This window comes from Erwinia sp. LJJL01, assembly GCF_047300805.2.
GTDB classification, from domain to species: domain Bacteria; phylum Pseudomonadota; class Gammaproteobacteria; order Enterobacterales; family Enterobacteriaceae; genus Erwinia; species Erwinia aphidicola.
In genome coordinates this window covers 2,262,502-2,275,216 of sequence record NZ_CP178576.1, presented here as the reverse complement: position 1 = coordinate 2,275,216, position 12,715 = coordinate 2,262,502, and the positions used below count along the sequence as shown (strand labels likewise).

Below are 12,715 nucleotides of genomic sequence, written 5' to 3'. Positions count from 1 at the left end.
GGTCGGGCATGCCTGCCCCGCTACTGTCAGCCCTGGTTTTCCCCGCTATTTGCTGCACTTTTCTTACAATTACCACAAAATCTTGCAGGATCAGGCAAGACTTAGAGAGTTTTGGATATACCCGTTACGCCGTTGAGTGACTATGCTTAACCTTCATCTTTTTGCGGAGAAGGCCCGCTTTTCCTGCTGCCTGCTCCCGCCATTACGGCCAATGCGCCACATCATCCACAACTGGAGAGACCAATGAATATTACGCATGCTTATGCCGCTCAGGACGCAAAATCTCCGCTGGCTCCGTTTGAGTTTAAACCGCGCGAACTGCGTGAACATGATGTGCAGATTGAAGTGCAGTACTGCGGCGTGTGCCACTCTGACCTGCACCAGGCGCGCAATGAATGGCGCAACACGATCTTTCCGGTAGTGCCAGGCCACGAGATTGTTGGCCGCGTGACGGCAGTCGGCGCGCACGGCCATAAATACAAAGTTGGCGATCTGGTCGGCGTAGGCTGTATGGTCGACTCCTGCCGCACCTGCGACAGCTGTAAAGAGGATCTTGAGCAGTACTGCGAAGAGGGTTTCGTCGGCACCTACAACGGTAAAGACCGCACCAGCGGCGATATCACCTACGGCGGTTACTCGACTCAAGTGGTCGTACACGAAGACTTCGTGCTGCGCGTGCCGGAAAATCTTGATCCGGCCGGTGCTGCTCCGCTGCTGTGCGCGGGTATCACCACCTTCTCCCCACTGCATCACTGGGGCGTTGGCCCGGGCAAAAAAGTCGGTATCGTTGGCCTTGGCGGACTGGGTCATATGGGCGTGAAAATTGCTCATGCGATGGGTGCACACGTGGTGCTCTTCACTACTTCGCCTTCTAAAGTAGAAGACGGTAAGCGCCTGGGCGCCGATGAAGTGGTGATCTCGAAAGATGCCGATCAGATGGCGCAGCACACCAACAGCTTCGACTTCATTCTTAACACCGTTGCTGCTCAGCACGATCTCAACCCGTTTATCAACCTGCTGCGCCGCGATGGCACCATGACGCTGGTTGGCGTGCCGGAGCATGACCATCCGTCAACGCAGGTGGTTAATATGATCTTCAAACGCCGCAGCGTGGCAGGATCGCTGATCGGTGGGATCAAAGAGACGCAGGAGATGCTGGATTTCTGTGGTAAGCACAACATCACTTCCGATATCGAGATGATTAAGATCGATCAGATCAATGAGGCCTACGAGCGTATGCTGAAAAGCGACGTGAAGTACCGTTTCGTGATCGATATCGATTCACTGCGCGCCTCATAATAAAGCGGGTCGGGCATGCCCGACCCCTACGGGTTTCGTCGAGGTCAGCCCTGTTTCTGGATCTGCTGCAGCGATGCATCGACCAGATAATAGATCTGTGAATCTTTAAGCGAACCGTCGAGCAGTACGGTGTTCCAGTGCGACGGATTGAGGTGCGCGCTGGGATGCACATCGCTGTGCTGCTCGCGGATCAACTCCGCCAGCGCCGGGCTGCACTTCAGTGCCACCGCCGGGTGGCCATCAATCTCGTGCACCATGGCAAACATCACATCATCGACCTTAATCTGCGTGGCTTTCCAGTCGCTGTGCACGCTCTGCTGCGCGCCGGGTTTGTTCATGCAGTAGGTGAGCAAATCGGAAACCGTCATAATTAATCATCCCCCTGTAAAGTGGCGACAATGCGCCGCTGCCCGCCGTGAATACGGTGTTCACCAAGATAAATCCCCTGCCAGGTACCCAGCAGCAGGCGCCCGCGGCTGACCGGCAGCATCAGCGAGGTGCCCAGCAGTGAGGACTTGATGTGGGCGGGCATATCGTCGGCCCCTTCGTAATCGTGCTGATACGGCGCATCTTCCGGTACCGTGCGCAGGAAATGCTGCTCCATATCGGCACGGACCGTTGGGTCGCAGTTCTCATTCAGCGTCAGTGAGGCGGAAGTGTGCTGCAATAGCAGGTGCAACAGCCCGGTCTGAACATCCGCTAAGCGGCGCAGTTCTGCGAGGATTTCGTCAGTAACCAGATGAAATCCGCGTGGTTTTTCGTTCAGGGTAAGGGTTTGCTGATACCACATGATACGGCTCCTTAACTTATCGGTTCCGTTAAGTGTGCAGCAAGTGGCGAAAAGGTAAACCTGAAAAGGGAAAAACTGTGGCCGGGCAGCCCCGGCCAGCAGAAATTACATCACGGCGGCGAAGGCTTCCGCTACCTGATGCACGTTGTTGCGGTTGAGACCGGCCATGCAGACGCGGCCGCTGGCGATCAGATAGACACCAAACTCGTTACGCAGACGATCAACCTGTGCAGCGCTCAGGCCGGTGTAGCTGAACATACCGCGCTGCTTGAGCAGGAAGTCGAAGTTCTTGCCCGGCACCGCCTGAGTCAGCGCGTCCACCAGCACCTGGCGCATCTCAATAATACGCAGGCGCATCGCTTCCACTTCGGCCAGCCAGCTGGCCTTCAGCTCAGGGTTATTCAGCACGCAGGAAACCACCTGCGCCCCGAAGTTTGGCGGGCTGGAGTAGTTGCGGCGCACGGTGGCCTTCAGCTGGCCCAGTACGCGGGCGGCTTCTTCGGCGTCATCGCAGACGATTGACAGACCGCCAACGCGCTCGCCGTACAGCGAGAAGATTTTTGAGAATGAGTTACTGACCAGCGCTGGCAGGCCCGCTGCGGCGATGCTGCGAATAGCGTAGGCATCTTCCTCCATGCCGCCGCCAAAGCCCTGATAGGCGATGTCGAGGAACGGGATCAGCTCGCGATCTTTCAGCACCCTGGTCACTTCATCCCACTGCGCATTAGTCAGGTCAGCACCGGTTGGGTTGTGACAGCACGGATGCAGCAGCACGATGCTTTGCGCCGGCAGCGTACTGAGTTTTTCCAGCAGCGCATCAAACTTCAGGCCGTTGGTTGCCGTGTCGTACCACGGGTAGGTATTGACGGTGAAACCGGCACCGTTGAAGATGGCGATATGGTTTTCCCACGTCGGATCGCTGACCCACACCTGCGAATTCGGGAAGTAGAACTTCAGGAAGTCGGCACCGACTTTCAGCGCACCGGAACCGCCCAGCGTCTGAATAGTGGCGATGCGGCCCGCTTTCAGTACCGGGTGCTCGGCGCCGAACAGCAAAGGTGCGATGGCGCTGCGGTAAGGCGGCAGCCCTTCCATCGGCAGATAGAGCGAGGCGGCCTGCGGCTGGGCGTGCAGCTGCTCTTCAGCGGCGGCAACAGCCTGCATCTGTGGGATCACACCCTGCTCGTTGTAGTACAGACCAATGCTCAGGTTGACCTTGTGCGGGCGGGCATCCTGCTTGAAGGTTTCCATCAGGGAGAGGATCGGGTCGCCAGCGTAGGCATCAACGTTTTGAAACACGGTGCAAATCTCCATTAAATAATCAATAAATTCAGCGACTCATACGAAATAGCGGCCAGGGCGATGGTTCATGGCGATAATCAGGTTGAGCACCACGGCTCCGGCAATTGAGGCTGCCAGCATCTCGCGTGAGACCACAAACAGCGAGGCCAGCACCACGCAGGTATCGACCACCATCTGCAATTTTCCGGCACGGATACCGTAACGGTCCTGCAGCCACAGCGCCAGAATATTGATGCCGCCAAGGCTGGCCTTATGGCGAAATAACACTATAAACCCAATTCCCATCACCACGTTACCGAACAGTGTCGCATAAAAGGGATCCAGCGCGGAAAAATGGATAAATAACGGGTGCAGGTGGCTGAAGAGCGAAACCAGCGCCACGGCAGAGAAGGTTTTTACAGTGAATGCCCAGCCCATGCGCCTGACCGCCAGCCAGTAGAACGGGATGTTAATCAGAAAGAAAGCGAGGCCAAAAGAGGTTTTGCTCAGGTAACTGATGAGAAAGGCAATGCCTGCAGTGCTGCCGGTTAACGCCCCGGCCTGTTTTAACAGGGTAACGCCAAAGGAGACCATCAGAGTGCCGAGCACGATAGCCAGCACATCTTCCAGCAGGGTATGGGGGATTTTGACAGGGTGTACCACGTTGTCCATCAGATTGATTCTCTGGTGATTATGACTAGGGATATGGCAGAGGGACCGCCAAATTTTAGCAATAACCTAGCAAAAATCGCACCAATCCGGTGGAGGTTCAAACCACCGGATGGTGCCAGCGAATTAACCCATTGAATACAAGGCGCTTTATTGCTCGATTTTGTGCATGAAATGATTAATACAGCATCATTTCACGCACTGAAAGCTGTTTTACCGCACGGATACCGCATGCACCCAGAGTTTTATGCACAATTGCGGTGCGTAACACGCACCATTCTAGCGCAGCAGAGTCTCGCTTACCGACATCAAACCATTCTCCTTCAAACGGTTGAGGACCACTGAGGTTTTCACATGCGCCACGCTCTGATGCCCGGCGACCAGCTGGCTGATTAAAGCACTCAGCCCGGCGAGATCGGCAACCGCGACTTTCAACAGGTAATCGGCATCTCCGGTGGTTTTATAGGCATCAACAATGCCCGCCTGCTCCGCCACCATGCGGTGAAAACTTTCAACGTATTCCGCGGTATGGTTGATCAGACGCACCTCAATCAGGCCGATCATGCCTAAACCCACCGCATCCGGCGACAGCCTGGCGTGGTAGCCGAGGATCAATCCCGCCTGCTCAAGGTTAATGCGGCGGCGGGAACACTGTGAGGCGGAAAGCCCGACGATATCGCTCAGTTCCTGATTGGTCAGGCGGCCGTTTGCTTCCAGTAAAGTCAGTATCTTAAGGTCGAAATCATCAATCTGGGTCATCGTTCGTCCATGCCGGTTGCTGGGTACTGCTTACCGACAGATAACCGCATTTTTTGCAGTGTTGTCCAACACTATTTTGTGATGATCCGGAGAGGCTAACGAGGCTGGGGTGAACCGTAGGGGCCGATCCTCTTTTTCGATCGGCCCGTTAATGATGTGATTATTCGTCGTCGTACTGTGGGCCCGCGTAGTTATCGAAGCGTGACCACTGGCCGTTAAAGGTCAGGCGCACGGTGCCGATGGGGCCGTTACGCTGCTTACCCAGAATGATCTCCGCCACCCCTTTCAGATCGCTGTTTTCGTGATACACCTCATCACGGTAGATAAACATGATCAGGTCGGCATCCTGCTCGATGGAGCCGGATTCACGCAGGTCGGAGTTGACCGGGCGCTTATCGGCACGCTGCTCCAGGGAGCGGTTAAGCTGCGACAGCGCCACCACCGGCACCTGCAGCTCTTTCGCCAGCGCCTTAAGCGAGCGTGAGATCTCGGCGATCTCCAGCGTACGGTTATCGGACAGTGACGGCACGCGCATCAGCTGCAGGTAGTCGATCATGATCATGCTCAGACCGCCGTGCTCGCGGAAGATACGGCGCGCACGCGAGCGGACTTCGGTTGGCGTCAGGCCGGAAGAGTCATCGATAAACATGTTCTTCTTCTCCAGCAGGATGCCCATGGTGCTGGAGATACGCGCCCAGTCCTCATCATCCAGCTGGCCGGTACGAATGCGCGTCTGGTCCACGCGTGACAGCGACGCCAGCATACGCATCATGATCTGCTCGCCGGGCATCTCGAGGCTGAAGATCAGCACCGGTTTATCCTGCAGCATCGCGGCGTTTTCACACAGGTTCATGGCGAAGGTGGTTTTACCCATTGCCGGACGAGCCGCCACGATAATCAGATCCGAGCGCTGCAGACCCGCGGTCTTCTTGTTCAGGTCGTGATAGCCGGTATCGACGCCGGTTACCCCGTCGTGCGGCGTCTGATAGAGCGATTCAATACGCGCAATGGTGGCTTCGAGGATCTGATCGACGCTTTTCGGGCCGTCATCTTTATTGGCGCGGCTTTCGGCGATCTGGAATACGCGGGATTCAGCGAGATCGAGCAGATCCTCGCTGGTACGGCCCTGCGGATCGTAACCCGCGTCGGCGATCTCATTCGCCACCGCAATCATCTCACGTACTACCGCGCGTTCACGCACGATATCGGCATAAGCGCCAATGTTCGCCGCACTTGGCGTGTTTTTCGACAGCTCGGCCAGATAAGCAAAGCCACCCACCATGCTCAGCTCGCCCTTGGTTTCCATCGACTCGGACAGCGTGATCAGATCGATCGGCTTGCCCTGTTCCAGCAGGTGCTGCATTTCCGCGAAAATCATGCGGTGCGGTCGGCTGAAGAAGTCCTTCGCCACCACGCGCTCGGAGACATTATCCCAGCGTTCGTTATCCAGCATTAAACCGCCCAACACCGACTGTTCTGCTTCCAGCGAGTGCGGCGGCAGCTTCAGACCTTCCATCTGACGGTCACGCGGCTCACGGTTTTCGAAGGATTTGTTGGTGGGTTTATTTCCTGCCATAGTGATGTAATACCAAAAATCTTGTGGGGGGACGCGCAAGTATACTCGTTTGCATAGCCTGCGTCCTCCCCCATTCGCGGCGCAATCCACAGGAGTGATCATGGCAAAACGTATACAAATCAGCCAGCACGGCGCACCCGAAGTGATGCAACTGGTGGACTTCGACCCGGCCGATCCGGCTGCGGGAGAGGTGCAGGTTGAGAATAAAGCGATAGGTATCAACTATATCGATACCTACGTGCGCAGCGGGCTTTATCCTGCCCCGCTGCCATCCGGTTTAGGCACCGAAGCGGCAGGCGTGGTGACGCGTGTTGGCCCCGGCGTCAGCGAACTGAAGCCGGGTGACCGCGTGGTATACGCGCAATCCTCCCTCGGTGCCTACAGTGAAGTGCATAACGTGCCGGTAGATAAGCTGGCGCTGCTGCCGGATGCCATCTCCTTTGAGCAGGCTGCTGCCTCCTTCCTCAAAGGGCTGACCGTGCATTACCTGCTGCGCCAGACCTATGTGGTGCAGCCGGATGAGGTATTCCTGTTCCACGCGGCGGCCGGGGGCGTTGGGCTGATTGCCTGCCAGTGGGCGAAAGCGCTGGGTGCGCATTTGATTGGTACGGTCGGCTCAGCGGAGAAGGCGCAGATGGCAAAAGATGCCGGGGCATGGGCCACCATTAATTATCGCGAAGAGAATATTGCCGGGCGGGTCAGCGAGCTGACGCACGGTAAAAAGCTGCGCGTGGTGTATGACTCGGTGGGGAAAGATACCTGGGAAGCCTCGCTCGACTGCCTGCAACGCCGTGGGCTGATGGTTAGCTTTGGCAACTCTTCCGGCCCGGTCACCGGGGTGAATCTGGCGATCCTGAATCAGAAAGGCTCGCTGTACGTTACCCGCCCGTCGCTCAACGGCTATATCACCACGCGTGAGGCGCTGACGCAGGCCAGCAATGAGCTGTTCTCGCTGATTGCCAGCAACGCGATCAGGGTAGATGTGCCACAGGCACAGAAATTTGCGCTGGCGGATGCGCAAAAGGCGCATCAGACGCTCGAGAGCCGCGGCACCCAGGGGTCGAGCTTGTTGATTCCCTAGATGTTCCAGGGTCAGGCATGCCTGACCCACTGCATCATTCAGGCAAAAAAATGGGGCTCCCTTGCGGAAGCCCCTTTTTGTTTCTTTCTTTTTTATAGTTCGCGCTGGTGTAGGGTCAGCGGCGATGAATACGTGATGATTCAGTTAAACCATCCTGACAGAATTCATAAGTAAAAAATATGTTTAATTGCGATATTCAGCTAAGCAATTTGTCATGATGTGATCCAGCCCGCATTACATTCACGGAAGCAGCAGACTCCTGATTGATATCAGCGAGATAGCCAGGGCTTATCATCCGCTGACGGCTTGCGCAACGCGCGATACAGCCACACGGCAACCACCGCCACCACCAGCCACGGCAACAATTTAATAACAATAGCAAACAGCCCACCCACGAACATCACCACGGTGGCAACCAGCAGCGCCGCGATAATTCCCAGCAGGGAAATACCGGTCAGCAGCAGCATCAGAAAAAAACCGATGACAAACAGGATCTCTAACATAATCACTCGCTCCAGATATTGGACTCCAGGAGAGCTATTACAAGAAGCGTGCCAGAATGGAGAAGAAGTTAACTGATTGATATTCATGAGAGATATTCACCAGGGGAGGATTTCCCCTGATGAAATTCATCACAATCTGGTGAAGTTTTGACGAACTTAAACTGCGGCAGGGATCTTATCGGCAACCAGCGAGAGCGCCTTCTCGACCACGTCAACGCCCGCGCCCGCTTTGTGCGCGTTTTCGCTGAGGTAACGCCGCCACTGGCGCGCACCCGGGATCCCCTGGAACAGGCCCAACATATGACGGGTAACATGGCCGAGGTAGGTGCCGTTCGCCAGTTCACGTTCAATGTAGGGGTACATTGAACGCACCACGGCAACCGGGTCCACCACCGGCTGACTGCTGCCGAAAATCTGCTGGTCCACCTGCGCCAGCAGGCCAGGGTTCTGATAGGCTTCGCGCCCCATCATTACGCCGTCCAGATGCTGCAGGTGAGTTTGCGCTTCTTCCAGCGTCTTCACGCCGCCGTTAATCGCCAGCGTCAGGTGCGGGAAATCGCGCTTCAGCTGATAAACGCGCGGGTAGTCGAGCGGTGGGATTTCACGGTTCTCTTTCGGGCTCAGGCCGGAAAGCCAGGCTTTACGCGCATGGATGATAAAGGAGTCGCAGCCGCCCTGCTCTGACACCGTGCGGATAAAATCACAGAGAAATTCATAGCTGTCCTGGTCATCAATGCCGATGCGGGTTTTCACCGTGACCGGGATCGAGACCTTGTCGCGCATCGCTTTAATGCCATCCGCCACCAGCTGGGCTTCACCCATCAGGCAGGCACCAAAGCGGCCGTTCTGCACGCGGTCTGATGGGCAGCCCACGTTGAGGTTCACCTCATTGTAGCCGCGCTGTTCCGCCAGCACGGCACACTGCGCCAGCGCAGCGGGATCGCTGCCGCCCAGCTGCAGTGCAACCGGCTGCTCTTCCGGGCTGAATGCCAGATAGTCGCCTTTACCGTGGATGATCGCGCCGGTGGTCACCATTTCGGTGTACAGCAGCGTCTGCCGCGTCAACTGGCGATGGAAGTAACGGCAGTGACGATCGGTCCAGTCGAGCATCGGGGCAATGGAAAAGCGGTGTGCAGGTAATTTCTCGGTCATGAAAAGCGCTAACTCTGTATCAGAAGGGGTGACGATATTGTGCGCAATGATAGCACGGTGGGGAGTGATCCTGTAGGGGACGACCTTTTTTTCCGGTCGTCCCCTGGTATCAACCCTGCGCGGTGGCGAATTGCTCCTCGCGACTTTCCGGATCGCAGCTATCAGAAATCACCGCGCACAGTGGATGTTTCGGACCCGGCGGAGTTTATTGATAAGCGAAGGAAGGAAGCTAAAGACGAATGGCAAAAGATGCAGTAACAGAGAGGGGTAGCCGAAAGGATACCCCTTTTTTTGTGCCTAAATCCGGCTCAAGCAAATGCCAGCTTGTGCAAATGGCTGGTATCAGTCTTTTTCCTGGCTTCATTCAGGCTGAAGTTCGTCTGAATCTTCAGCCAGGTTTCCGGGGTGCTACCAACCACAGCCGCCAATTTCAGCGCCATTTCAGACGTTACCGAAGTTTGCCCTGCCAGCAAACGGCTTGCTGTAGACGGCGCAATGTCCATGGCTTTAGCAAACTGTCGAAGACTAACGTTATTGTCTTCCAAAATCTCTGCGATGATTTCGCCCGGATAGGCGGGGGTTGCCATTCTCATTAGTGATAATCCTCCAAATTGAGAATTTCTGCATCTCCGTCGATAAACCTGAACGTGATGCGCCAGTTCCCGGAGACACTGATTGACCAGATGTCGGCACGATCGCCCTTGAGCTGATGCAGGTCATACCCAGGGAGATTGATAGCATCGATGGTTTCAGCCGCGTCGATTACGGTAAGCCGTGTCTTGATGCGGGACACCAATTTTTGTTCAATCCCGCTACGATCGGCTTTCATGAAAAAATTTTTCAATCCTTTGTGTTTGAAGCTTGTAATCATTGTGGCGTCCGTGTTCCTTAATGTGGAACAGTATACCACGTGTTCCTGAACGTGCAACGCCTGGCGATATTTACATCATCCGTGCAGTTCAGGGCACTGTTTTGGCTACGCAAAACGGGGATCACGCAGGGGCGAGGCAAGCCTCGCCCGCAGAGGGTCAGAAGGTGAAGTTCAGCTGCGCCACTGCGCCCCAGGTGTTGTCCTTACCCGCCATTCCGGCGAGATCCAGATGCACCTTGTTGTACGGTGAAATACCGAAACCACCGGTGAACACGTTGGTATCGTTCGATTTCATATCGGCGCGGTAGCCGGCGCGCAGCTGCAGCCAGCTCAGCAGACGATATTCTGCACCGACCGAAGCGTACTGGCTGTCCTGCATTGACTTAAAGCGTTTGGTTGGCGTCAGGTCAACATCCAGCGCGGTGGTCAGACGCTCGGTGTGGAACGACACGCCGGAAGTGACCAGCGGGCGGATCTGGTAGGTATCGATGTAACCGTTCACTTCTTTGGTGTCGATATCACGCGAAATCAGGTTCTGCCCGCTCAGGCCGAACGTCCAGTTGTCACCGAGATCGGTGGCGACACCGGCGTCAACGTTAAAGCCGGTATTGTTGTTCTTGTAACGACCGTCGGTAAAGTCTGACTTGTCGTAGGTGTACACCGAGGCGCTGTAGTTATACAGCGTGGTTTTCTGCAGTTTCGGCGTCACGCCAAACGACACCGGGTGGCCACCGATATCAAATTCATGCGCCATTGCCACGCCGAAATCATAGACGATGGCCCCGCGGCCCAGCCCGACGGAAGTGAGATCCAGCGATGATGGCAAGCCTCCCCCGGCGACCGCGTTCAGGTTGTCGATATCGCTCTGGCTGATTTCACTACTGACTGAGGCTGTTCCGTAGGCTTTGGTCACCAGGGCAAAGGTCAGCACATCATTCGGCACCGTCACGGCAAATGCCGCACCGGCCTGCCCCCAGGCTTTCTCACCGCGAATATCCTCCAGCCGGTTAGCTAAATCGCCCGCCGCGGCCTGGATACGCGGAATATCGGTGGGGAAGACGAAGTTATTCAGCAGGTCACGATAACCGTCGACGGAGTTGGTCAGATCGTCAACTTTGTCGATCAGTTTATCGTTATCACTGATCTGCGCACCGGCCGCAGGCAGGATGATACTGACCTTATCCTCCGGCTGCGCTTTGGTCATCAGGGCTGGGTTAGCCAGCACCGCAGATCCGTAGGTTGAAGAGGCCACGCCGGTGCCGCCCATCGCATCGTTGCGGGCGTCGAAATAGTTGCCGGCGGCCATCACGCTGAAAGGCGCCAGAAACAGAGCGGGTAACACCACAGGCCGGGAAACCCCGATCAACTTTTTGAATGTATTAGCCATTTACCCAGAATCCACCATAGAAAATGTAAAAGCGAATGCGAAAACGCGCGCACAACCGTCATACCTGAATGATGAACATACAGGCAGCATTTCATTGCTGTGAATTGAGAGAAAATGAGTGGGCTTTTCAGGTCATTGCCATTTTATTAATCTGTTAACACGCTAACAGTTGAGCATTTTTACACTGTGACTTCGCGGTAAAAACGCATCCGGCCCTATAAAAAAGGTAGACATAAACGCTAAGCGCTGCAAATCAGATTAGTTGTGTTAATCAAAAAAAATCTGGACCTGATCGTTAAGCCGCCACTGATTAAACGTTCTTTATCAGCTTAGCTTATCGGCAATACCAGTCATTAATGCAGGGTCGGCAGGTTAAAATGGCAAACTCGGCGTTTTGTGGCAGACGTGATAAAATAACATCCTATCTTGCCTGAGGGGGATCCATGAATATTACCAGTGCAGAAAAAATCCTGACGCAGGCTGAAGTGATTTGCCAGCAGCGTAGCGTGCGTCTTACGCCACAGCGCCTTGAAGTGCTGCGCCTGATGAGCGAACAGAATGGGGCTATCAGCGCCTATGACCTGCTGGACCTGCTGCGCGTCTCTGAACCCCAGGCAAAACCCCCGACCATTTATCGGGCGCTGGACTTCCTGCTGGAGCAGGGTTTTATCCACCGCGTCGAGTCAACCAATAGCTACGTGGTCTGCCACCATTTTGAAGAGCCCTCGCACACCTCAGCGATGTTGATTTGCGATCGCTGCGGTCTCGTTCGCGAACAGCATGCGGATGGCGTGGAAGATATCTTGAAATCTTTGGCCCTGAAGTCAGGTTTTACCCTTGGGCATAGTGTGATTGAAGCGCACGGATTTTGTCAGGAGTGTGGTGAGATTGAAGCCTGCACCCATCAGGATGCGTGCCAGCACGATCATAGCGTGCAGAGTAAAAAGCGCGGGCGTTGATAAATTTTTTGCGGGAATTATTGGGGGATGGCACATTCCATGTGCCTGGGTAGGAGCTAATACTTACTGTCGTTCGTCGCTTACCAGCGATGATCGTTACGGGTTTCCCAGTCTTTAAGCTCTTTTTCGGCCTGATCTTTCTGATAGCCGTAGCGCTCCTGGATTTTGCCGACCAACTGATCGCGTTTACCTTCAACCACGGTCAGGTCGTCATCCGTCAGCTTGCCCCATTGCTCTTTCACTTTACCTTTAAACTGTTTCCAGTTACCGCCGGCTTCGTCTTTATTCATGATGTGTTTCCTCTACCTTGGGTTAAAACAGCTTTTATGGTTAAGAATTCCACTTAGATACCAGTCAAATATCTGGTCAAGTGCTTAACGTAGAGATA

General features: G+C 55.2%; 15 protein-coding genes. 3 read left to right on the top strand and 12 right to left on the bottom strand.

Annotated elements, in window-relative coordinates; translation table 11 throughout:
* The first annotated feature begins 243 nt into the window (after positions 1-243).
* Positions 244-1,299 (top strand): NAD(P)-dependent alcohol dehydrogenase, encoded by a 1,056-nt coding sequence (locus ACLI4M_RS11380; RefSeq protein WP_133624967.1) that lies wholly within the window; start codon positions 244-246, stop codon positions 1,297-1,299.
* 44 nt (positions 1,300-1,343) lie between these two features.
* On the opposite strand, the gene ACLI4M_RS11375 is transcribed toward ACLI4M_RS11380, so the two are convergent.
* The 6 genes from ACLI4M_RS11375 to dnaB form a co-directional block, all read right to left on the bottom strand.
* On the bottom strand, positions 1,344-1,667 hold the full coding sequence (locus tag ACLI4M_RS11375; RefSeq protein WP_133624968.1) for an MmcQ/YjbR family DNA-binding protein: 324 nt from the start codon (positions 1,665-1,667) through the stop codon (positions 1,344-1,346).
* A 2-nt stretch (positions 1,668-1,669) separates the two neighbouring features.
* On the bottom strand, positions 1,670-2,089 hold the full coding sequence (locus ACLI4M_RS11370; RefSeq protein WP_048917562.1) for a secondary thiamine-phosphate synthase enzyme YjbQ: 420 nt from the start codon (positions 2,087-2,089) through the stop codon (positions 1,670-1,672).
* A gap of 105 nt (positions 2,090-2,194) precedes the next feature.
* On the bottom strand, positions 2,195-3,388 hold the full coding sequence (locus ACLI4M_RS11365; protein ID WP_208864899.1) for an amino acid aminotransferase: 1,194 nt from the start codon (positions 3,386-3,388) through the stop codon (positions 2,195-2,197).
* Positions 3,389-3,427: 39 nt separating this feature from the next.
* Positions 3,428-4,042 (bottom strand): YitT family protein, encoded by a 615-nt coding sequence (locus tag ACLI4M_RS11360; protein ID WP_048917564.1) that lies wholly within the window; start codon positions 4,040-4,042, stop codon positions 3,428-3,430.
* A 276-nt stretch (positions 4,043-4,318) separates the two neighbouring features.
* Positions 4,319-4,798, bottom strand: coding sequence for an Lrp/AsnC family transcriptional regulator (locus ACLI4M_RS11355; protein ID WP_048917565.1), 480 nt, complete (start codon positions 4,796-4,798; stop codon positions 4,319-4,321).
* Between the two features lie 160 nt (positions 4,799-4,958).
* The gene (gene dnaB / locus ACLI4M_RS11350) at positions 4,959-6,374 is read right to left on the bottom strand and encodes a replicative DNA helicase (protein WP_048917566.1); all 1,416 of its coding nucleotides are present in this window, start codon (positions 6,372-6,374) and stop codon (positions 4,959-4,961) included.
* 100 nt (positions 6,375-6,474) lie between these two features.
* Between dnaB and ACLI4M_RS11345 the strand changes: the two genes are divergently transcribed.
* Complete coding sequence (locus ACLI4M_RS11345) at positions 6,475-7,455, top strand: quinone oxidoreductase (RefSeq protein WP_048917567.1); 981 nt, start codon at positions 6,475-6,477, stop codon at positions 7,453-7,455.
* A 269-nt stretch (positions 7,456-7,724) separates the two neighbouring features.
* On the opposite strand, the gene pspG is transcribed toward ACLI4M_RS11345, so the two are convergent.
* The 5 genes from pspG to ACLI4M_RS11320 form a co-directional block, all read right to left on the bottom strand.
* Positions 7,725-7,958 (bottom strand): envelope stress response protein PspG, encoded by a 234-nt coding sequence (gene pspG, locus ACLI4M_RS11340; protein WP_048917568.1) that lies wholly within the window; start codon positions 7,956-7,958, stop codon positions 7,725-7,727.
* A 156-nt stretch (positions 7,959-8,114) separates the two neighbouring features.
* Positions 8,115-9,110 carry a tRNA dihydrouridine(20/20a) synthase DusA gene (gene dusA / locus ACLI4M_RS11335; RefSeq protein WP_048917569.1) on the bottom strand — a complete coding sequence of 332 codons (996 nt, stop codon included), beginning with the start codon at positions 9,108-9,110 and terminating at the stop codon, positions 8,115-8,117.
* Between the two features lie 308 nt (positions 9,111-9,418).
* A complete protein-coding gene (locus ACLI4M_RS11330; protein ID WP_133622187.1) occupies positions 9,419-9,703 on the bottom strand; it encodes a HigA family addiction module antitoxin in 285 nt (94 codons plus the stop codon).
* Positions 9,703-9,981 (bottom strand): type II toxin-antitoxin system RelE/ParE family toxin, encoded by a 279-nt coding sequence (locus tag ACLI4M_RS11325; protein WP_133622188.1) that lies wholly within the window; start codon positions 9,979-9,981, stop codon positions 9,703-9,705. Before ACLI4M_RS11325 ends, ACLI4M_RS11330 begins: the two co-directional genes overlap by 1 nt.
* Before the next feature lie 157 nt (positions 9,982-10,138).
* Positions 10,139-11,368: a conjugal transfer protein TraF gene (locus ACLI4M_RS11320; RefSeq protein ID WP_048917591.1), complete on the bottom strand. Its 1,230-nt coding sequence runs from the start codon at positions 11,366-11,368 to the stop codon at positions 10,139-10,141.
* 449 nt (positions 11,369-11,817) lie between these two features.
* Here ACLI4M_RS11320 and zur point away from each other — a divergent pair, with 449 nt between their 5' ends.
* On the top strand, positions 11,818-12,327 hold the full coding sequence (zur, locus tag ACLI4M_RS11315) for a zinc uptake transcriptional repressor Zur (RefSeq protein WP_133624970.1): 510 nt from the start codon (positions 11,818-11,820) through the stop codon (positions 12,325-12,327).
* A gap of 80 nt (positions 12,328-12,407) precedes the next feature.
* Here the strand turns inward: zur and ACLI4M_RS11310 are convergent, their stop codons facing one another.
* Complete coding sequence (locus tag ACLI4M_RS11310; RefSeq protein ID WP_048917572.1) at positions 12,408-12,617, bottom strand: CsbD family protein; 210 nt, start codon at positions 12,615-12,617, stop codon at positions 12,408-12,410.
* Positions 12,618-12,715: the final 98 nt, after the last annotated feature.